This is a genomic window from Niallia sp. RD1 (assembly GCF_024219955.1).
Classification (GTDB): Bacteria; Bacillota; Bacilli; order Bacillales; family Cytobacillaceae; genus Niallia; species Niallia alba.
Genome location: NZ_CP100420.1, coordinates 1,540,001 through 1,561,680, shown reverse-complemented (window position 1 = coordinate 1,561,680; position 21,680 = coordinate 1,540,001). Strand labels below are relative to the sequence as shown.

The 21,680-nt window shown below is 38.1% G+C and carries 13 protein-coding genes, 8 tRNA genes, 2 rRNA genes and 1 pseudogene (1 of these 24 cut by a window edge); 1 reads left to right on the top strand and 23 read right to left on the bottom strand.

Going from position 1 to position 21,680, the window contains the following annotated elements:
- Positions 1–7: 7 nt before the first annotated feature.
- Genes NKG37_RS07395 through NKG37_RS07380 form a run of 4 tightly spaced genes read right to left on the bottom strand, consistent with a single transcriptional unit; the run spans position 8 to position 6,568 of the window.
- Complete coding sequence (locus tag NKG37_RS07395) at positions 8–1,915, bottom strand: TnsD family Tn7-like transposition protein (protein ID WP_169187623.1); 1,908 nt, start codon at positions 1,913–1,915, stop codon at positions 8–10.
- A gap of 6 nt (positions 1,916–1,921) precedes the next feature.
- Positions 1,922–3,574, bottom strand: coding sequence for an ATP-binding protein (locus NKG37_RS07390; RefSeq protein WP_169187622.1), 1,653 nt, complete (start codon positions 3,572–3,574; stop codon positions 1,922–1,924).
- Complete coding sequence (locus tag NKG37_RS07385; protein WP_224428342.1) at positions 3,567–5,726, bottom strand: Mu transposase C-terminal domain-containing protein; 2,160 nt, start codon at positions 5,724–5,726, stop codon at positions 3,567–3,569. Before NKG37_RS07385 ends, NKG37_RS07390 begins: the two co-directional genes overlap by 8 nt.
- Positions 5,717–6,568 (bottom strand): TnsA endonuclease C-terminal domain-containing protein, encoded by an 852-nt coding sequence (locus tag NKG37_RS07380; protein WP_169187620.1) that lies wholly within the window; start codon positions 6,566–6,568, stop codon positions 5,717–5,719. Before NKG37_RS07380 ends, NKG37_RS07385 begins: the two co-directional genes overlap by 10 nt.
- A gap of 543 nt (positions 6,569–7,111) precedes the next feature.
- Here NKG37_RS07380 and NKG37_RS07375 point away from each other — a divergent pair.
- Positions 7,112–7,476: pseudogene (locus NKG37_RS07375) on the top strand (YnfA family protein).
- A gap of 661 nt (positions 7,477–8,137) precedes the next feature.
- Here the strand turns inward: NKG37_RS07375 and NKG37_RS07370 are convergent.
- From NKG37_RS07370 to NKG37_RS07280, 19 genes are all read right to left on the bottom strand, one after another.
- The gene (locus tag NKG37_RS07370; RefSeq protein WP_169187619.1) at positions 8,138–8,509 is read right to left on the bottom strand and encodes a hypothetical protein; all 372 of its coding nucleotides are present in this window, start codon (positions 8,507–8,509) and stop codon (positions 8,138–8,140) included.
- Between the two features lie 948 nt (positions 8,510–9,457).
- On the bottom strand, positions 9,458–11,260 hold the full coding sequence (gene glmS / locus NKG37_RS07365; protein WP_101729169.1) for a glutamine--fructose-6-phosphate transaminase (isomerizing): 1,803 nt from the start codon (positions 11,258–11,260) through the stop codon (positions 9,458–9,460).
- Positions 11,261–11,352: 92 nt separating this feature from the next.
- Complete coding sequence (locus tag NKG37_RS07360) at positions 11,353–11,598, bottom strand: hypothetical protein (protein ID WP_169187609.1); 246 nt, start codon at positions 11,596–11,598, stop codon at positions 11,353–11,355.
- A gap of 314 nt (positions 11,599–11,912) precedes the next feature.
- Complete coding sequence (gene glmM, locus NKG37_RS07355; protein ID WP_254416032.1) at positions 11,913–13,265, bottom strand: phosphoglucosamine mutase; 1,353 nt, start codon at positions 13,263–13,265, stop codon at positions 11,913–11,915.
- A 42-nt stretch (positions 13,266–13,307) separates the two neighbouring features.
- Positions 13,308–14,630, bottom strand: a complete 1,323-nt coding sequence (locus NKG37_RS07350; protein ID WP_254416031.1) for a CdaR family protein — start codon at positions 14,628–14,630, stop codon at positions 13,308–13,310.
- A complete protein-coding gene (gene cdaA, locus NKG37_RS07345) occupies positions 14,623–15,447 on the bottom strand; it encodes a diadenylate cyclase CdaA (protein WP_101729171.1) in 825 nt (274 codons plus the stop codon). Before cdaA ends, NKG37_RS07350 begins: the two co-directional genes overlap by 8 nt.
- Positions 15,448–15,751: 304 nt before the next feature.
- A complete protein-coding gene (locus NKG37_RS07340) occupies positions 15,752–16,402 on the bottom strand; it encodes an anti-sigma factor family protein (protein ID WP_254416030.1) in 651 nt (216 codons plus the stop codon).
- 19 nt (positions 16,403–16,421) lie between these two features.
- Entirely contained in the window at positions 16,422–16,985 is a 564-nt protein-coding gene (gene sigW / locus NKG37_RS07335; protein ID WP_016201458.1) for an RNA polymerase sigma factor SigW, read from the bottom strand.
- A gap of 596 nt (positions 16,986–17,581) precedes the next feature.
- The gene (rocF, locus tag NKG37_RS07330; RefSeq protein WP_254416029.1) at positions 17,582–18,478 is read right to left on the bottom strand and encodes an arginase; all 897 of its coding nucleotides are present in this window, start codon (positions 18,476–18,478) and stop codon (positions 17,582–17,584) included.
- A gap of 230 nt (positions 18,479–18,708) precedes the next feature.
- Positions 18,709–18,781, bottom strand: a tRNA-Lys gene (locus NKG37_RS07325).
- A gap of 2 nt (positions 18,782–18,783) precedes the next feature.
- Positions 18,784–18,858 (bottom strand) — tRNA-Gln (locus NKG37_RS07320).
- A gap of 44 nt (positions 18,859–18,902) precedes the next feature.
- Positions 18,903–18,986 (bottom strand) — tRNA-Tyr (locus tag NKG37_RS07315).
- A 29-nt stretch (positions 18,987–19,015) separates the two neighbouring features.
- A tRNA-Thr gene (locus NKG37_RS07310) sits at positions 19,016–19,091 on the bottom strand.
- 28 nt (positions 19,092–19,119) lie between these two features.
- Positions 19,120–19,195 (bottom strand) — tRNA-Val (locus NKG37_RS07305).
- Between the two features lie 4 nt (positions 19,196–19,199).
- Positions 19,200–19,274: transfer RNA gene (locus NKG37_RS07300), tRNA-Glu, on the bottom strand.
- 17 nt (positions 19,275–19,291) lie between these two features.
- Positions 19,292–19,364: transfer RNA gene (locus NKG37_RS07295), tRNA-Thr, on the bottom strand.
- 28 nt (positions 19,365–19,392) lie between these two features.
- Positions 19,393–19,467, bottom strand: a tRNA-Asn gene (locus NKG37_RS07290).
- A gap of 11 nt (positions 19,468–19,478) precedes the next feature.
- A 5S ribosomal RNA gene (gene rrf, locus NKG37_RS07285) occupies positions 19,479–19,595 on the bottom strand.
- Positions 19,596–19,866: 271 nt separating this feature from the next.
- A 23S ribosomal RNA gene (locus tag NKG37_RS07280) occupies positions 19,867–21,680 on the bottom strand (it continues 1,123 nt past the right edge of the window).

The window sequence follows — 21,680 nt, the reverse complement described above, 5'->3', positions numbered from 1 at the left end:
TTATTGATTATTTATCCACACATGGGTACAGGTCATTCTCTTTAGCAACTAATTTTATTGCTTCTTCCTGAAGTTCCTTCTGGAAGTTTTCCCTGATTCCAGCCTTTCGATAAATTCTCCATAAAGACAAATCCTGTCCCTCTTCCCGTAACTCTTGAACTGCCCATTGTAACCGTCTAACTTGAAAGTCTCTAATACCTTCAGTATGCTCCACCATGTATTCTTTTGTCTTTGGCAGTTTATCAAGATGTTTTTCTAATAACGGTCTAATGCCTAGCATACTCCCTATTGAACTTACCGTAATCCGTTTAGGTTTTCCGTCAATAGACAACATTTCAGTAATTGCTACTTTTACAATTTCCAAAATTCCCTCGTCCCTATCCCCCCAGTTAACCCTGTGACTATCATGTATTGTTGATTTTAACCTAGGGGAGTTCTGATTAAGCCAGTCCCTGTCATTTCGGTACAACCATGTAAAAACTCTATTGTTAACTTGACGTAATTCCGTTTTACTCTTAATTGGGTACTGTTTTCTCAAATTTAACCAATCTCGTCTGTTTTTTTCTTTATTATTAATAACAGAGCATTGCTCAATGGTATTCGTACGTTTTTTTTCTTCCTGACCCCTTTTTGTCCAGTATGTCTTTAAACCTAACTTCTTAGCATATTTTTTGACTGTGGCTGGGTCTACCTGCAATTGCCGGGCTGTATCTCTTAAACTAAATCTTTTATTAGTCAATTCTTCTAATTTAGTTTCCCACACAGACCCGAAGTTCTTTACCTTTGTTAATTTGTATCTGTCCTTTTCTTCATGATCAGGGCCTGTTCTGAGGTAAACATAACCGCAATCACACCTAAAGAGCCCTATCGGACCTTTACTTTCAGCCCCATACTCTATTTCTATATCAGTAATAACAGGTCTAAGATAATGGTCAGCAACAGGATTTAAACAAGGCCACGGTTTATCCCCAAACGGTTTATATTCGATTTTCTTGTTGAAAAGGTCTGAAATTGAAATTCCGAGAAACCGTATAAATAATAGGTGTCTTATAGGATGGCTTGTTCTATTTTTTCTCCAAAGCATATCACTCAACCAATTATTATTATTACCGATATCTGATTGCAGTTTCTCCAGAAATCCATGTTCATAAAAGTCTAAGAAAGAATTTAATAATTCTTTTTGCTTTATTTTACCGTTTACATTTGCAAAACCAAGTTCTTTTAATTTACTTAAATACTGCACTCTAAACCAATCCGAACGTTTGTTTTTCATCTTATTATTTAAAAGGAACTCAATATCTTCTGCAATATTGATTGCCTTTTCCATGATATTATCAGAATACTGTAAATCCGAGGTATTTATTCTGCAATTTTCAATAGTGGCTAATCTATAATCATGTTTGTTATAACCTCTAATAGAAACTTGACTATCATACAGTGGCATCTTATGCTCTAGACAAACAAGAACTCCCGGTATTTGATGGATTCTATGCCAATACAATTCCCCAAGATTATATAAATCTTCTTCAACACATTGAGGACAAAATTTAAAGTACTGATACAACTTAATTGAACTTGCCATCAAACCAATTTTATTATATATACTACCCCCTTTATCCCCAATCATAGATTCTTTAACCTTAGTAGCATGTTCAGAAGGCAGGAAGGCGGAATAGAATGGATATAGGGTATGATTTGTAATTAAATATTCGGGTGTATAATGATGCCCCACAGGAAGGTTTTCCATTATACGGCTGATATGAGAAGGCAAATCCATTATTGCTGTGATACTGTCCGTACCGTATATATCCTTTTGTGTGGCTTTGTTACTGACATTTCCACTACGAATATGGTATCTAGCCAAAACGCTGTATAAAAGTTCGTCTTTATATGGTACAGGGAAGAAGGTCATCATTTCACATCATCCTGTCTGACCAAAATCGCTTTCATGACTTTTAATAAACCCACCATTACAAAGCACTTCATAGGCTGTCTTATTTTCTTTTCGTCCTTCAATAACCAAGTGTCTTATATCATTCTCTACAGAAGATTCCTCTTCCTTTCGCTTTTTCTTTCGTTTATTTGATGTGGACATTTCCTGAATGGCTTTCACAACAAGTTCATTGATATCCAAATTCCCCTCTTTTTCAACAATTGCCTCTACAACTTTTTGAACCTCATTTGGTTCAAAATCCAATTCTAAAAGTTTCAAAATTGCTTTTTCTTTTATGGATATACTCATTTCTTGTTCTTTTTTCCTTTGCGTTCTTTTCATGGCCTCCATTTTCATTTGTAAATCAACAGTAGCCCTTTCCCTTTCCATAAACCCTAAAAAGTCTACGTCTACTGTACTGATATCCTCGAACTTGGCAATCTTACTTATGTTACCTGATTTCAAAGCCTGAATCATTGGCTTAACTAGTTGTAAATGCTTATTAGCCACCTGACTAATTGATTCTGGAGTTATTTCTTCCCTTTGCGTCATAATGGCCTCAATTTGAGCCATTACGTAGAGTTTTACTGCGATATCAATAATACCTTGGCTTTCTTCATACAGGATATTTTTAAAATCATCTGTTAAAGGAATCTGCTTCTTTGTCCATTGATATCCCCAAAGTGCATTAATCAATAAATCCCAGTTTTGGTTGTTTTTCAACCTATCCCAAATCATATCTCCTTGGCCACTGCCCCGTCTGGCCTGTCTAAATTCACTTTGCAAAATAGATAAGCCTGCTGGCGTTCCGACTAAAATAACTGGAACTCCAATTGTATTAACTAGCGTTACAAAGAAGTTCAGCATTTTTTGATCCCCACCGCTTTTGGCCTTACTTAAATGCTGAATCTCGTCTATAATTAAAACACCCAATCCTGTGTTTCTTGCTATTTGAGACATAATCACCAACATATCATTTATCGTTTTTCTACCTAGCCCAAACTTTTTGTGATATTCTGTCCCCAGTAAATCGTCTACCTTACGGAAAAATTCTAAGGCAAGTCCTCTCAAGGAAGAATCAAATGGACAATCAAGTTTAAGCCATACAAGTTGATACATACTGAATTTTATTTCGTTATAATCTTTATGAACAATAACTTGAGGATATAAAGATAAAATTCTATTTATAGCCGTTGTTTTCCCCATACCACTAACACCGATTATCGTAAATCCTGCTGCAGTTGTTCTAAAAACACTGTTGTTGCTTAATTCATTGTTCAATCCGTTGATATTTCGATGTCCTTCCTGTAAACTCTGCGCATATCCGGCTCTGAAGGGGTTTCTTGCCAAATATCCTTGACGAATTACTCTGGAAATTCTGCTTTCCAAATCCAAGTGTATCCATAACGGCTGAAAGCATTGAAATAATCTCTGTACTAAATGAATACGGTATTGTTTATCTAGCATTCTTTCTTTTGAATTGTATTCGGCATATATAGCCATTTTTTCAATGGCTTCTTCTGTAGAGAGAATAGAAGGAAGTGCTTCAATAAAAGGATTCTTCCTATATTCTTCGATAACCTGTTCACTATAATCTGCTTCAATAGCATTGCAACCATTTGGAATAATAACCCTATTCATCTATCTTATTTAAAGCCTCCTTCTGCTTTCTCAATAACAAATCAAACCCTGTATCCCCCATAAATTCTTTACTTTCAGATAGATTAAAAGGAACAACTTTAGAGTTTTCTATATTACTTCTATCTAACTCAAAGGCCTCTTCTTCACGTTGAATCATTTTTTCAACAGCACGGTTTTGACGAATATTCCCAATCCTGCTCCTTTTACTGATTACATCCGTTTGTTCTTGAGATGTTTCCTGTTTAGCCTGCTTTACAATTTCTTCAATTTCAGTGTTTAAATCAACTTTTTCCTGTATTGTTTTCTCCTTATATTGCTTTTCTTTTACTTTTTCGTATTCTAACAAGTAATCAATTTCTTCAACTACCTTGCCTCTATAACGCTGTTGATGTTCCAATAAAAAACATTTATCAAAACTCAAGCCATTTTCATCCCGTATATAGATATAGTCCATATTTCTTGGATCATAACTTATATCAATTTTCCAAGTGCCCCTGTTCCGTGCCTGTTCAAACCATCTGTCCTTTAGGGACTGTTTTGAACCATAAAGCAATCCTTTAAACGCAATTCCCTTTGCAGTTACCGTAGCCTTGCCCGTAGGCATGAGATTGAGTTTAACAATATCTTCCGAAGCATGACGTAACTTTCCAGATTTGTTGTTTATCCCCCATTCCCAAAGCCGTATTGGAATGGACTCTATTCCATCCTCCACCATCATTTCTTCACGTTGATAGTTTGTAAGATAGTGGTGATTATTATGGTATAATACACATTTGATAATAACTTGAGTAAACTGGTAAATATCCAATTGTGCTTCCAAACGGTAATCCCGGTCCCCACGTTCTTTAATTGGCTTAACAGCACCCGGCAGAAATGCCTTTGTTCTTGAATTGGTTACCCGAAAATGTTGTTCAATTATTCCTTTTAAATCTGCTCTATAAGAAGGCGTATTCAGAATTCTTATTCCGAAATTATTAATTAGGGGATCAACTTTACTTCCCTCTAATTCTCCTCGATCAGCCAAGATGGATTCAGGAAGATGTTCAACAGGCCATTCATGTTTTTCAATCTCAATTCCGAAGTCACGACAAAAATTAACTTTATCAGAAGCAGCGTTGGCTAAAGCCATCATTGCACCGGCCCACGATGGACCCTCTAAGCCAATATATAGACCAACTATCATTCTGCTATAAACATCCATAACAGAATAAATTACAGGTCGTCCAATTATCCATTCACGATTAAACCTTGATAACAGATACAAATCTCCAACAGTTGCGTCAATCTGATAAATTGCTCCGGGCCCTAATGCTTCTGTTGTTGACTCCCCAATAATTGCTCTATGGTTTTGCTCATACTTTTTTCGGCCTTTTCTTTGGCTGATTTCTTTCTTGATGTCTCTTTGCTTTTCAAACCAATATCTAAATTGATTTAGTGTTGGTAATTCTCCATAAGTTTTAATTACGGGTATTTCCACATTTCCTTTCACTTTACTATCTAGACTAAAATGCTCCTTTAACATTAATTCATAGGTCAGTGCTAAGGATTTTTCGGCAGAGGAGAGATAATGTTTGTTTATAGCAGACCTAAAAATTCTTTTGATATTTTCGTCTATATTTATTCCTTCGCCTGTTATCTGTCCATGCTTTCTTGGTCTTCCTCTTTTTACCTCACTAGCCTTCTTTTCCTTACCCTTCCCTCCACACAAGTAATAGTCAGGTAAAAGGGCATTTTTTGTTTTACCACGCTGCCAATACTTCTTTAGATAGCGAATAACAGTGCTTTCATGAATATTGTGGGCTTCACACCTTTTTAGAATTAATTTTCTTCTTTCTTCTGAGTGGTAAACAAATGGTTCCAATTTCACAATATCCTTTATGATTTCCCATGCATTGTCACGTAAGGATAAATGTTTTTCAGAAATATTGTTTTCATTTATTAGTCGACTGAAAGGGTCTTTTTCAACAAGGACAATACTACCATTGTTAAACCCTTCTTCAACTTCTGAAATACTCTTTTCATAGGGCAAAGCGGTAGAGTAAACATTGAAAAAATACCCATAATTATGTGCTTTATTAAGCCATAATACCCTTTCTATTACTTTCTCGTTTTCTGACGAAGTATAGGAAATCAGATTATTTACTACAAACATCTTCTCCTTGCCTCCTCATGTGTAATTCGTGGTTTTACTTCAATTGTCGAATTGGAAAGATTTAAGTCAATTTGCTTTGTCATATCTATCCCAATCTGTTTTGAAGCAATTAAAAACTTAAACACAAACAACCCTGTTCCCGAATCATAGTTGAATTCTTTGTCAAAGTCGGCAGTAACCTTTCTAATGGACTGCTTGGTATCTATTAACCTTTCTATTAAAGAGTTACTTAAGTAAATTAGTTCATCTTGCGTAAAACCCCTTTCAACATATGAATATAAACATGAATGTACCCATTCAATATTTTTGGTAAAAACAGTTGAAATTTCTTTTTGGGTAACGATTCCCCAGTCAATACCTTTTCCCGTCCAATATCGGCGCTCAATCTCCAATCTTTCCAAAGTCTTTTTCTTCTCAAGTTCGGAAGCCATTTTTATACTTCTTGCCAAATACAAATTATCACCATTTGCTTTCTTTATCGTGATTAAAAAATTGGTGCTTAAAGTATACGCATATCCACTTTCTTTATCTGTAAATAGTTTAAAATCTAAGTCCTTTTTTTGTTGTACAGTATCCTCAAGGTCCAATAGGGGGAAGTGCTCCCGTATGTCCGTAACTGTATCTTCCCATTCCAACATATAAAAATAGCGAGCCTGCAAATCAGAAAATAGGTGATGTATTCTTCCACTCTTCCATCCTAGTATTCGTGATACTCTCCCCATAGAAGGAAAATCCTGAATAGTTAACCACGGTTTATATTCTTTACCTACTCCCTGTCCTCGCCCCTCATTAACAAAACGGTTATACTTATTCTCATTCCAAGAATGGTTACGTTTAGACATAATCTACTTCCTCTACAATCATGAATATTCTAGGATACTATATTCCTAGTAAATTAAGTAACTCGATTCTAACGGGCCGGTTTGGTACATGCAATATCTTGAGCAATCTTTTTTATGATTTTAAGCGAACATTATTCTTATTCTTTTCTTTCCTAAGTTATTTATTGCAAATAAGATTTTGTAACTATGTTAATTTAGAAAAAAGTTTGCAGAAACTAGAAAACACATTCACCCCTTGCCACATCTAACCTCACAACCATTATCCAAGTTATTCCATGAGAATAAAGTCTGCACAAAGATTTGCCTGTTTTCGGCCGAAAATAACCAAAAAAAGTAAAGAGATAATAATAAAGTTTGCTGAAACATAAAGGAGAGATCGCCAAACAAAGGGAGTGACCTAAACCTCATGATGGCACCTTACGGTGACACCTTTACCACAACCGATTCTTGCCTTCTGGTGATTCTATGGTAGTGCAGTTCTTTACTACTTTTGGGATACAGTATAATTACCATGTTAATTAAGTTATCAAGGGTGAGCATTAAATGATTTATGCAATTGTATTATTTATATTTGCTGGATTTGCAGAGATTGGTGGAGGTTATCTTATTTGGCTATGGTTAAGAGAAGGTAAGCCATTTTATTGGGGGATCTCGGAGGAGTAGCCTTGGCGTTATATGGTGTTATTGCCACATTTCAAACATTTCCATCATTCGGCAGAGTATATGCTGCCTATGGAGGAGTATTTATTGTTCTTTCTGTATTCTGGGGATGGGGTATTGATAAACAAACACCTGATTTATACGATTGGATAGGTGCTGGTATATGTTTGGTGGGTGTTTCAGTAATGTTATTTGCACCTCGCCAATATAAGAGGTATCGAAGATACGTTTCCTACTCGATAGTCTAATCAATCAGCCTCATACATAGTACCTTACGGTTTGGTTTCCCATATACCACCGTCATTCCCATACTCACCACGTGACCTATACCTAATTATTTATTTTTATTTATTTCTTTATGGGCGAGTGCTTCTGTTGAAGCCTGTTATACGTTGCTGGACGTGGACTTCCCTTGAAAGTGGAGGGACTATTATACCTTACGGTTTCGCCTGTACCACCACCATTCCCATACTTACAACGTGACCTATGCCTAATTATTTATATATTTATTTATTTTTTTATTGGCGAGTGCTTCTGTCTGAAGCGTGTTACACGTTACTGGACGTGGGCTCCCCCTCGATTGGGTTGGTTCCAATGCTCCCTTCGGAGTGACATGGGAACTTCCCTTGTGCTGTACTTATGCAGGGATTACCTCACCTCCCCCGTAAGGGTAACCCTGATCCACGCAGAGAACCTCGTACGACCACGATTTTATATAAAAAAGCCCTGTGAATATATCCATACTCTGGATACACTCAGGGGCTTTGTGTAGACTTTTTTCTTTTAAAACAGACTTTTCCCATACATCAAACTTCATTTTGGTTTGACACTAGTAGGCCAAACCTTTATTTCTCAAAAACTAATATAAATATTTATTGAGAAAAAAAGACAGTAGGGTATTCCCTACTGTTATTCTCCACTTGCTTCTTGGTGGAGCGGGTCTTCACTTTGGTATTCTAATTCTTGCACAAGCATACAAATCTTAAAGATTTTCTCACTCTCCAAGATATATTCACTTAATATCGGTTCAATGACTAACATTAAATGGTGATAATCGTAGAATGTTTGTTGGTGACATAAAACATTGATATTCCCCACATGCGCTGTATTTTTACCGACAAAATCCTTCTCTGTACGGGTGATATATAAGAAATACATATAATCTTTATCCGTGTGAGTGACCCAATTAAAGCGGGGATGCCTACCTATCGTAATAACATAATCATTATGATAGGCTTTTATATAATCCGGGCTTTTCTTTTTGCCTTTTCCCTTTATCATTTGTTTATCCTCCCTATTTCTTAGTAAAATATATTCATATATTTAATTAAACAAACATATGTTCCTTCCTTGTTTTCTAACAAAATAAAAGTTGGACCAACATTGAACCAGTCAAACCCTTGGCATTATTAGAATGAGCCAGTTGAACTAATAACTTCGCTATTAAAAGAGATTGTTTTTGTTAAACAAAAAAACCACTTATTATCGTAGGTACGTTCCCGATTATTTAGTCTAATCCTTCAGCCTCGTACATAGCCGTCTTGCCCCTACTTCTCCTTCTTTTTTAAACTCAGTTACAAGAAGATTATAGGACACCTTACGTTTGTCCACCCGTCCTTTAGTTTGTCCCTAACTCACCCCCACCTTAACCCTCTACTATCCCTTGCACCACCTGACCTCACGCCTTTTCTTACAATTTCTCCTCGCATGGTTGTCTCAAAGCGCCTTGTGTGACTAGCCCTGATGGGCTAAAAAGAAAGAAGAATCGAGATTAAATCCGAAGATAAAATCCCAATTCCTTAAACCACCCGATATATATTGAGTCACCCTTACTTAGCCTAGGGTCGGACTGTTTATCGCCTGTACCCCATCATTCCTTTACTTCCGACATTACCTACATTTAACTTTCCTTTCATATATTTTATGGGGAACCGTACTGGGATCAGGTTACACGTGGAAATTCGTTAATTCGCTTGATTCCGGTGTTCTACACTGCAGGAAGACATAGGAATCCCTTGCGCTGCAATTCAGCAGTCATTACCCATATATTATGGAACCTTAAATGACCCCTCAATAGGATTACAGCGCTAAATTAAAAACCCCGTGAATACACCCATATTGGGTACAATCACGAGGCTTTTACAAACTTTTTTCTTCTTAAGCAGACTTTTTTCTCATTCTGCAAACTTTATTTTGATTTGACAACAACTTATTTTATTACAACCAAAATCACTCTACCGTAACACTCTTAGCCAAGTTACGAGGTTTATCTACATCACAGCCTCTATGGAGTGCTGCATAGTAAGCAATTAATTGTAATGGTACTACAGAGATAAGGGGTGTTAACAGATCGTGCACAGCTGGTACGATGTAGCGATCGTCTTCCATTTCTAGACCTTTCATGGAAATGATACATGGGTTTGCTCCGCGAGCCACTACCTCTTTTACGTTACCACGTATGCTTAAGTTAACACTTTCTTGTGTTGCTAATGCGATAATAGGTGTTCCATCTTCAATCAAAGCAATTGTTCCATGCTTTAATTCTCCACCTGCAAAACCTTCTGCTTGGATGTAAGAGATTTCTTTTAATTTTAATGCACCTTCAAGTACAACATAATAGTCAATACCACGTCCGATAAAGAAAGCGTTTCTTGATGTTTCAAGATACTCTTTAGCAATTGCTTCAAGCTCTTCCTTATCTTCAAAAATGACTTCCATAGCATTGGCAATAATGCCTAGTTCATGGATAAGATCAAAATCCACTTCATAGCCTTTACTTTTTGCTGTCACTTCTGCAAGAATAGATAATACAGCCATCTGTGAAGTATAAGCTTTCGTTGAAGCTACAGCAATTTCCGGACCTGCATATAATAATAAGGTATGGTCAGCTTCACGAGACAGTGTAGAGCCTGGCACATTTGTGATTGTTAAAGTTGGATAGCCCATTTCTTTTACTTGCACTAGTACTGCTCGGCTATCTGCTGTTTCTCCACTTTGTGTAATGAAGATGAACAAAGGTTTTTCTGAAAGCAACGGCATATTGTAGCCAAATTCACTAGCTACATGAACTTCAACTGGAATTTTTGCTAATTTCTCAATAAATTGCTTTCCAAGAAGACCAGCATGATATGATGTACCAGCAGCAATAATATAGAGACGATCTGCTGCGTTTACAGCATCAACGATAGCCGGATCAATTTTTAACTTACCATCTTTATCTTGGTATTCTTGAATGATTTTGCGAATAGCTAATGGCTGTTCGTCAATTTCTTTTAGCATATAATGAGGATATGTGCCTTTTTCAATATCACTAGCATCCAATTCAGCCGTATAAGCTTCCCGGGAAATAATTTCTCCCTCTAATGTCTCAATGGTTACCGCGTCTTTTGTCACGATTACAATTTCTTTATCTACTAATTCCACATATTGATCTGTTACTTGAAGCATAGCCATTGCGTCACTAGCAACGACATTGAAGCTTTCGCCTAAACCAATCAATAGTGGACTTTTATTTTTTGCCACATATATCATGTCTTTGTTTTGCTCATCTAATAAAGCAAAAGCATAAGACCCTTTTAATAATTTTAATGTTTGAACAAAAGCAGCCTTTACATCGCTTCCTGTCTCAACAAAATGTTCAATAAGTTGAACTACTACTTCTGTATCTGTATCACTTTTTAACGAAACGTCAGAAAGGTACTCTTTCTTTAGTAAGTCGTAGTTCTCAATTACTCCGTTATGAACAATGGTGAAACGTTCTGAAGCACTTTTATGTGGGTGAGCGTTCAATCTGCTTGGTACACCATGTGTTGCCCAGCGTGTATGACCAATTCCTGCAGGTGCAAACACATCTTCGTCCACAATATTACGAAGATCTGCAATTCTTCCTTTTTCTTTAAAAACTTGCACTCCTTCTCCATTGCTTAAAGCAATACCAGCTGAGTCATAGCCTCTATATTCAAGTTTTTCTAAACCTTTTAATAAAATCTCTTTCGCATCCTGGTTTCCAATATAACCAACAATTCCGCACATACTTCTTTTCCTCCGTTCTAAGGGAGCAAGAAGTCACTATTTAGGGAACAAACTTGCTCCCTTACCTCTGATTATTTTTTTCATAAATCATATTACTTTTCATTGTTAGATTTCCTACTTACCCATCCATTTTCTCCGGGAATAAGCATGTAAAAACGAAACAATGTAAAATGATACAACTTAAAAGAAATACTTATATTATTAGCATACCCTACTCTTTGTGCATTAAGTTGCCTTAATGTTTTAAAGTAGTACTTACGATTGGCTAACACAACCGGGAGGCATCCGCCGAAAAATCGATAAACCTCCTCCTCGTCAACTAGTTTCGTGTCGTCCATCACTAGTCCAGGCGCTTCATTTTCCTATTTCCACTCCTATCCTCCTTTTTCACATAATGGCTTTTTTCCAAAAGCAATTTAATCATACCCTACCTCGATTCCCCTCGTCAAATACATTCCTGTGACAAAACGGTAAATTTTATATTTCTCTAATTGCAGTAGGATATCCATCTGACACGAAAGCGGAAAATAAAATCATAATAGGGTGAAAAGCATTTAATTTCTTAAGTGCCCTTCACCCTAATAATGTATTCTATCGTGCTATATTTGTTCCTAATTGCATAGATATTAGTATAAGTTCCTTATGTTTAAGCTTACTCTTCTGGTAAACCCATTTCATTCTTAACTACTTCTGAAATAACATTTACATAGGCTTCACATAATTCCTCTGTTGGAGCCTCAGCCATAACGCGTACCAGCGGCTCTGTTCCAGAAGGACGAACTAAAATTCTTCCATTTCCGTTCATGTCCTGTTCCACTTTTGCAATAACTTCTTTAACCTTTTCATTATCTGTCACATGGAATTTATCTGTCACTTTAATATTTACCAACTTTTGCGGGAACTTTTTCATTTCCCCAGCAAGCTCTGATAATTTTTTCTTTGTAACTTTCATGATATTAACCAATTGCAATCCAGTTAAAAGTCCGTCACCTGTTGTATTGAAGTCAAGGAAGATAATATGACCTGACTGCTCTCCACCAAGGTTATAGCCATTATTACGCATTTCTTCGACTACATAACGGTCACCAACAGCAGTTGGAATACTAGTAATCTCATGTTGCTTTAATGCTTTATAAAAGCCTAAATTACTCATTACAGTAGATACAACCGTATTATTTTTCAATCTTCCCGTTTCTTTTAAATATTTTGCACAAATATACATAATTTGATCGCCATCCACGATATCACCATTTTCATCAATAGCTATCAGACGATCGCCATCACCATCAAATGCTAACCCAACATCTGCTTCTTTTTCTAGAACAAATTTAGCAAGTGTTTCTGGATGTGTTGAACCTACCCCATCATTAATATTTAAGCCATTTGGGGACGCACCCATTGTGGAAATATCCGCATCTAAATCTGCAAATAAATGCATCGCTAAGGAAGATGTTGCTCCATGTGCACAATCTAACGCAATATGAATACCAGCAAATTCTTCATCTACTGTTTGCTTTAGGAATTGCAGATATTTCTGGCCACCTTCGAAATAATCATCTACCTGACCAAGGTCAGCACCAGTCGGTCTTGGAAGATTATCTTCTTCTTTATCAATTAGTGCTTCTATTTCTAGCTCTTGCTCATCTGAAAGCTTAAAGCCATCTGGTCCAAAAAATTTAATTCCGTTATCTGCGACCGGGTTATGCGATGCAGAAATCATTACTCCCGCCTGTGCGCCTAGTGCCTTTGTCAAATAGGAAACACCAGGTGTAGAAATAACACCTAAGCGCATTACTTCTGCACCAATGGAAAGTAATCCTGCTACAAGCGCTCCTTCCAGCATATGGCCGGAAATACGAGTATCTCTTCCGATTAATACCTTTGGTCTATCGTGGTCTTTTGTTAGGACAAAACCACCATATCTTCCTAGCTTAAACGCTATTTCTGGTGTTAGTTCACTATTTGCCACACCTCGTACTCCGTCCGTACCGAAATATTTACCCATTTCTATATCGCTCCTTCTAACTAGTATAGATCACGTTTTATGTTAAGCCTCTTTATTTGTAATAGACACACTTGCTGTATCAATGGCAAGTTCCCAATCTATATCCGCTGGCCCATTTACTTTAATAGGTACTTCGTGCTCTCCATCATCCATTCCCGTTAAATCTATATAGAGATTAAAATCAGAGATACTCATTTCTCTTACCCTGTTTTGTTCTCCAGAAATCCGAAGACTTGTACTACTACTTCTTGGATTCTTAATGCTCGCTTCCAGACTACTATTTAGACCTTGAATATTAATTGGTATACTACTAATCATTCTTGTTTCTGTTTTTTCTGTAGCAGCAGTTTCCTCCGAATCCTGATTTTCTTGTGGATCCTCTTCCTGTTCTTCCTCTTGTTCCTCTTGTGCAACAGTTACTTTTACGGTTACCTTAACGAGCTCTGGATCGACAGACGTTACTCCATTAGATATGATAACTGGTAACGTCAATTCCTCATCTTTTTCAATCGTACTTAAATCCACTTCAACCCTTGTGCTTTCCACTTCTTTCAAAACATCTTCTGGTCCACTAATGGTTGCTTCCTTTTTATCTAACGTAATCGAATCAATGTTTATATTTGCAGGTGGTGTACCTTGTTCGACTATATTTATCGGTACTGTTTTACTCGTTCTTTTAACAGGAATATTCACTTCCACTGTCTCTGGTTCCACTTGCACATTTAATTTATTTAAACTACTATCCAACACAGAAACTTTTGCCTGCTGACTAACTGCCTCATTTGTATTTTCATTCAAATTAACATTTGCCTTTACATAGGCGATTTTTTCAATTTCGTCTTTTGCTCCTGTAACCTTCACTGTTTTTGGTTCAATCTTTGGTGTTCCAGCAGAATAGCCTTTCTCAATAGCATTACTACTAAATTCTGCTTCCACAGTAAATTCCTTTGTAACCTTTTCCTTCACTGTGACTTTTATCGTTTCAGGATCTATCGTCGCTTTTATTTTATCGGATAAATCCTTTATTTCTAGTGGAACAGTTTTACTACCTAAATCAGCATTTGCTAAATTAACATATACCTCAAAGTCTTTTTTTAGTTTAGCCTGCTGTATATGAACGGTTGGCCCTCTTAACGTTACAGTAACTGTTTTCGGTATACCTGTTACAACAACATTTTCCGTATCGTAATAAGCTGTTACCGGAATGTCCTCTAAAATAGCTGTTTCTGAATCACCAGGAACGTTCACATCTGTTGAACTTTCGTTGGGATCATATGCATAGGAAAAAAGTAAAAGGGCGAATGCGAGAGATAGTACTTTGGTAAACCAATTTTTGCCTATTACATTATTAAACAGTTTATTCATTTTTCTTCCCCTTCCAGCTCCACTTACTTGACGTGGTTTGTTTGGTAGAAGGTGTTATCAGGGCACTAGATAACATTTCTCTAAAAGCATCTAGTTTCAATTCTCTATGCAAATCACCATTCTTTGTAATAGAGATAGCCCCTGTTTCCTCTGAAACAACAACAGTTAAGCTATCCGTCACTTCGCTAATACCTAATGCTGCTCTATGCCTAGTTCCCAGCTCTTTTGAAATAAATGGACTTTCGGAAAGAGGAAGGTAACATGCGGCTGCAGCAATATTTGTTTTTTGTATAATGACAGCTCCATCATGTAGTGGCGTATTCGGAATAAAGATGTTAATTAATAGCTCTGCAGATATTTTTGAATCGAGAGCGATACCTGTTTCTATGTAATCACTCATCCCTGTCTCTCTTTCAATCGTAATTAAAGCTCCAATTCGTCGTTTAGCCATATAGTCTACTGCTTTTACAATTGATTCCACTAACTGTTCCTGAAGTTCATGTTCTTGAACTACTGAGCGTGAGAAGAATTTTCCTCGTCCCAGCTGCTCGAGAGCTCTTCTTAGTTCTCCCTGGAAAATAATAATAAGTGCTAATGCCCCCCACTGTATTACCTGCTGCATCATCCAGCCTAATGTTTGTAGTTGGAAATAGTCACTCAACATTTTAATAATCAAAATAACAAATATTCCATTCAATAACTGGACAGCCTTCGTCCCACGAATTATTGTGATAATTTTATATATGACATACCAAACAAGGATAATGTCTACTGTATTCGCTAAATATTTTAAAAAAGGGAAATCTGCAAACGACATTTTCCTTCCTCCAAAGTGTATATTTCAAAAGTTACTACTGCCTACTTAAAAATGACTTTTTCTATAAAGGTTCTTCCTATTAAATAAATAATGGAATGAAAAAAACCTACAATTATCATATTATAACACAATTCAAATTAATACAAAGAAAAGCATAACTAAGTATCTAGATTGTCCATATCATTAGTATATGTCCCATCATTGTATTTAGCCCTATTTTTACCCGAAAGAGAAATGAACTTACGATACTAGTAATATAAAAGTCCTATCGCTTTAGAAATACAAAGAACCCTGCAATTTATAATTAAATTGCAGGGAGGCTGTTTTTAACTTTCATGTCGTCATTACTAAACAACTCTGTAAAATCAGTTACAGTTTTCTTTATATGATACCACAGCCATTCAAACACTTCGTTCACTTCTTTTATTTCTCCAGTAACTTGACTGGCAGAAGCCATATACTTCTTTCCATTGATTACTGTTACATTGCCTTCAACTTGTCCTTCTATTTTAATATCACCATTTCGAACGATAATATCACCTTTTACTGTTTCTCCCTCAGGCACAATAGCTGTGTTATTTTCCACTAGTATATTGGGCTGCTTTGATACAGAGAATTGGTGATCTTGATTCCATGCTGACATTAAACTTGATACCATTAAGATAAGAAAAAGGGATGCAGCAGCAAGCATAGGGTGGTGCCGTAGCCATCGTTTCACTCTTACTCTTTTGGGCTCTTCTGGCAACCTGTCAAGTATATTCTCTGTAAAATTCATTGGCGCATGGATATGAGAAGTGCTTTGGACCAGTGCGATGGTTTTCTTCAATTCATGAAAATGTGTTGCACATTCTTCACACTGATCTAAATGCTGCTTCAATTCTTTTAGATTTTCTTCTTCTATTTCTTCATCAAGATATTGATGCATATAGGAAATAATCTTTGTTGAACAAGACATATTAATTTCACCTTCTTTATCAGACATACCGTAATTGTTTTCTCAACGCTTCTCTTCCCCTATGAATTCGCGTTTTCACTGTTCCTAAAGGAAGCTCCAGAATCTCACTTATCTCGTTTAAAGAAAGTTCTTCGATATACTTTAACACTATGACTGCTCGATACTTTTCAGGAAGTTTCGAAATTTCCCTTTGTATCATTGCTTGTAGTTCCATACTTTCCACATCTTCCTCAGGTAATTTCCCCTCTGATGGAATCTGCGAATACATATTTAGGCCATCTGTCCCTGGAACCTCTGCATCAAGATAATAATCTGGCTTCCTTTTTCTAATACGGTCAATGCATAGGTTTGTTGCAATTCGATATAACCATGTCGAAAACTTATATTCCATATTATATCGATGGATATTAACATATGCACGAATAAAAGCTTCTTGTGCTATATCCTCTGCCTCATGCCTATTGCCTAGCATCCGATAACAAATTTGAAACACTTTATCTTTATATAGTTCGATTATGTCACCAAATGCATTTTTATCCCCTTTTAAAACTTGTTGGATCCTTTTTTTTACTAATGCTTCCATCTATTTACCTCCGCTCTAGTGCGGCTAATCGATTTACGAATCGACAGCAGGAAAGGTTTCATTTTTTATTAAAGATTTTTTTATTATGTATTAAAAAATATTTATTTCCACTTACATGAAGTGAAAAATCTCCCTATTATGCACATCTGTCTTTTTTAGGATACTCATTCTTATTTTAACAAATAATGCCACATAATGTTTAAAATTTTTAGAATTGGTTATAAAAAAAGTAATAATATGCTAAAATCAAGTCAAGCACATTTGAATTTACTGAGGCTATATAAATGAAGAAATATTAAAAAACATATAGAGGGTGAAGTAAATGAGTGATAGAAAACTATTAAAAGACATTGAAGAACATCGTGAAATGATGATCTATTTGGCAAACAACACTTCTTTTTCACACTCCTAAGTTGTTGACATAAGCACAAAACTTGATTTGTTATTAAATAAATATGAAAAAAAATGTAGCGAATTATCGATTAAATAATAATAAAGGTAACTTTAATCCATACTCTCAACCCACTTATCATATGAACAGCAGCGCACATCCATGACTGCTTTTTAGATTTCGGATAAAGTTACCTTCTTAAAACTTATAATAATTTTTCCCCAAATAAAGAGCCCATCAATGCTACTGCTAACGATGCGGTTGTGTTTCTTTCATCTAATATCGGATTGACCTCCACGAATTCAGCAGAAGTAATAAGTCCTGATTCTGCTAACATTTCCATTGCTAAATGACTTTCTCTGTAACTTATTCCCCCGGGCACTGGGGTGCCAACACCCGGTGCGTCATTGGGATCTAGTCCATCCAAATCAAGAGATAAATGGACTCCATCGGTATGATCCTTTAAATATTCAATTGTTTCTTCCATTACTTTTGTCATTCCTAAGCGATCAATTTCATGCATCGTAAAAACTTTTATTCCCAATTCCTTTATAAGCTTACGCTCACCTTCATCTAAGGACCTTGCACCAATTATTACTACGTGCTCAGGTTTAATTTTAGGCGAAGTACCTAATAAATTGGTTAAAAGTTCATGGCCATATCCCAAACTAGCAGCAAGTGGCATCCCATGAATATTTCCAGATGGAGAGGTTTCTGCAGTATTTAAATCTCCGTGTGCATCATACCAAATGACCCCTAGATTTTTATAATGCTTAGAAACACCAGCTAGTGTTCCTATTGCTATGCTATGATCTCCACCTAATACAAGAGGAAAGGATTTGGATTGAATAATTTTATCTACCATTTCAGCAAGTCTTTGATTTTTTTCTGCTATCAAATGAAGATTTCTCAGATTGCTTTGTTCATCTATTATGGTTTCTGGTCTTCCAACTGAAATATCGCCCCAATCTTCAATAGAGGAAAATAACGTTGATAGTCTTTCAAATACTCCAGCATAACGTATAGCACTTGGTCCCATATCTACACCTCTACGCATTTGTCCAAGATCCATAGGCATTCCAATAATAGTTAGCTTCTTCATAAAAATCCTCCCCATCCTCTTGTCTCTATTTCCTTATATTGTACCTTTTTCTAAATCAATGACTCAACTCAACATTTTTATGTATATATATGCGAATATTCAAAAAAGACTTCGGAAATTAAAATAGCAAAAGAAGACGTAGGATACATGTATGCCAGTAGAAATATACTTTGAAAATAAATAAAAAGAACACAAAAAACCAAACACTTCAGTGTTTGGTTTAAATAATATGAGCCATGGAGGATTCGAACCTCCGACCCTCTAATTAAAAGTCAGATGCTCTACCGACTGAGCTAATGGCTCGATGGCTGGGCTAGCTGGATTCGAACCAACGAGTGACGGAGTCAAAGTCCGTTGCCTTACCGCTTGGCTATAGCCCAAAAATATAAAAAGGACATATATCTTAATATTGTCCAATGATAAATGGTGGAGGGGGACGGATTCGAACCGCCGAACCCGAAGGAGCGGATTTACAGTCCGCCGCGTTTAGCCACTTCGCTACCCCTCCGATATTCAAACTAATGACAATTAAAAAAGTGGTGCCGGCTAGAGGACTTGAACCCCCAACCTACTGATTACAAGTCAGTTGCTCTACCAATTGAGCTAAACCGGCGATAAATCTATATGCTTTTAAAAATTAATGGTGGAGGATGACGGGATCGAACCGCCGACCCTCTGCTTGTAAGGCAGATGCTCTCCCAGCTGAGCTAATCCTCCATAATGGTGACCCATACGGGATTCGAACCCGTGTTACCGCCGTGAAAGGGCGGTGTCTTAACCGCTTGACCAATGGGCCATATTTTCTTTTTCTTAAGCTTCCAACCGGGCTCGAACCGGTGACCTCTTCCTTACCATGGAAGTGCTCTACCTGCTGAGCTATGGAAGCACTTTGGCTAACATATGAACAAAAATAATGGCTCCGCAGGTAGGACTCGAACCTACGACCGTTCGGTTAACAGCCGAATGCTCTACCACTGAGCTACTGCGGAACAAATGGTATGCCTGGCGACGTCCTACTCTCACAGGGGGAGATCCCCCAACTACCATCGGCGCTGAGAAGCTTAACTTCCGTGTTCGGTATGGGAACGGGTGTGACCTTCTCGCTATCGCCACCAGACTATTTTTCTCAAGACATATATTATTATACATGTTTTCGAGATTTTTTCAAGTATAATTTAAAAAAATTATTCCCTGAAAACTAGATTATGAAGTAAAAGAAAGAAATAAGTAATCAATTGTCCAGCTCCAACGCCTATCGCCTATCAAACTTCCGATCTCCTCCCTACGATAAGTCAACATCAGTTCACTCTCGTTCACTGTGTTTCCTTTATCTCAGTCGAAACTCTTCCAGTTTGTACGCCGATAAACAGGCGTTTCCGCTTTTCTTTTTAGTTAAGTCCTCGATCTATTAGTATCAGTCAACTCCACATGTCGCCACGCTTCCATCTCTGACCTATCAACCTGATCATCTTTCAGGGATCTTACTAGCTTACGCTATGGGAAATCTCATCTTGAGGGGGGCTTCATGCTTAGATGCTTTCAGCACTTATCCCTTCCGCACATAGCTACCCAGCGATGCCTTTGGCAAGACAACTGGTACACCAGCGGTGCGTCCATCCCGGTCCTCTCGTACTAAGGACAGCTCCTCTCAAATTTCCTACGCCCACGACGGATAGGGACCGAACTGTCTCACGACGTTCTGAACCCAGCTCGCGTACCGCTTTAATGGGCGAACAGCCCAACCCTTGGGACCGACTACAGCCCCAGGATGCGATGAGCCGACATCGAGGTGCCAAACCTCCCCGTCGATGTGGACTCTTGGGGGAGATAAGCCTGTTATCCCCGGGGTAGCTTTTATCCGTTGAGCGATGGCCCTTCCATGCGGAACCACCGGATCACTAAGCCCGACTTTCGTCCCTGCTCGACTTGTAGGTCTCGCAGTCAAGCTCCCTTGTGCCTTTACACTCTACGAATGATTTCCAACCATTCTGAGGGAACCTTTGGGCGCCTCCGTTACTTTTTAGGAGGCGACCGCCCCAGTCAAACTGCCCACCTGACACTGTCTCCCACCCCGATCAGGGGTGCGGGTTAGAATGTCAATACAGCCAGGGTAGTATCCCACCAATGCCTCCACCGAAGCTGGCGCTCCGGCTTCCAAGGCTCCTACCTATCCTGTACAAGCTGTACCAAAATTCAATATCAGGCTGCAGTAAAGCTCCACGGGGTCTTTCCGTCCTGTCGCGGGTAACCTGCATCTTCACAGGTACTATAATTTCACCGAGTCTCTCGTTGAGACAGTGCCCAGATCGTTACACCTTTCGTGCGGGTCGGAACTTACCCGACAAGGAATTTCGCTACCTTAGGACCGTTATAGTTACGGCCGCCGTTTACTGGGGCTTCAATTCAGAGCTTCGTCTTACGACTAACCCCTCCTCTTAACCTTCCAGCACCGGGCAGGTGTCAGCCCCTATACTTCGCCTTGCGGCTTCGCAGAGACCTGTGTTTTTGCTAAACAGTCGCCTGGGCCTATTCACTGCGGCTCTCTCGGGCTTTAACACCCAAAAGAGCACCCCTTCTCCCGAAGTTACGGGGTCATTTTGCCGAGTTCCTTAACGAGAGTTCTCTCGCTCACCTTAGGATTCTCTCCTCGCCTACCTGTGTCGGTTTGCGGTACGGGCACCATAAATCTCGCTAGAGGCTTTTCTTGGCAGTGTGGAATCAGGAACTTCGGTACTATATTTCCCTCGCCGTCACAGCTCAGCTGACATGGTAATGGGATTTGCCTCATTACCGGCCTAACTGCTTGGACGTGCTAATCCAACAGCACGCTTACCCTATCCTCCTGCGTCCCCCCATTGCTCAAATGATTTAAAGGTGGTACAGGAATATCAACCTGTTGTCCATCGCCTACGCTTTTCAGCCTCGGCTTAGGTCCCGACTAACCCTGAGCGGACGAGCCTTCCTCAGGAAACCTTAGGCATTCGGTGGATGAGATTCTCACTCATCTTTCGCTACTCATACCGGCATTCTCACTTCTAAGCGCTCCACCAGTCCTTACGGTCTAGCTTCAACGCCCTTAGAACGCTCTCCTACCACTGACATCATTAGATGTCAATCCACAGCTTCGGTGATACGTTTAGCCCCGGTACATTTTCGGCGCAGAGTCACTCGACCAGTGAGCTATTACGCACTCTTTAAATGG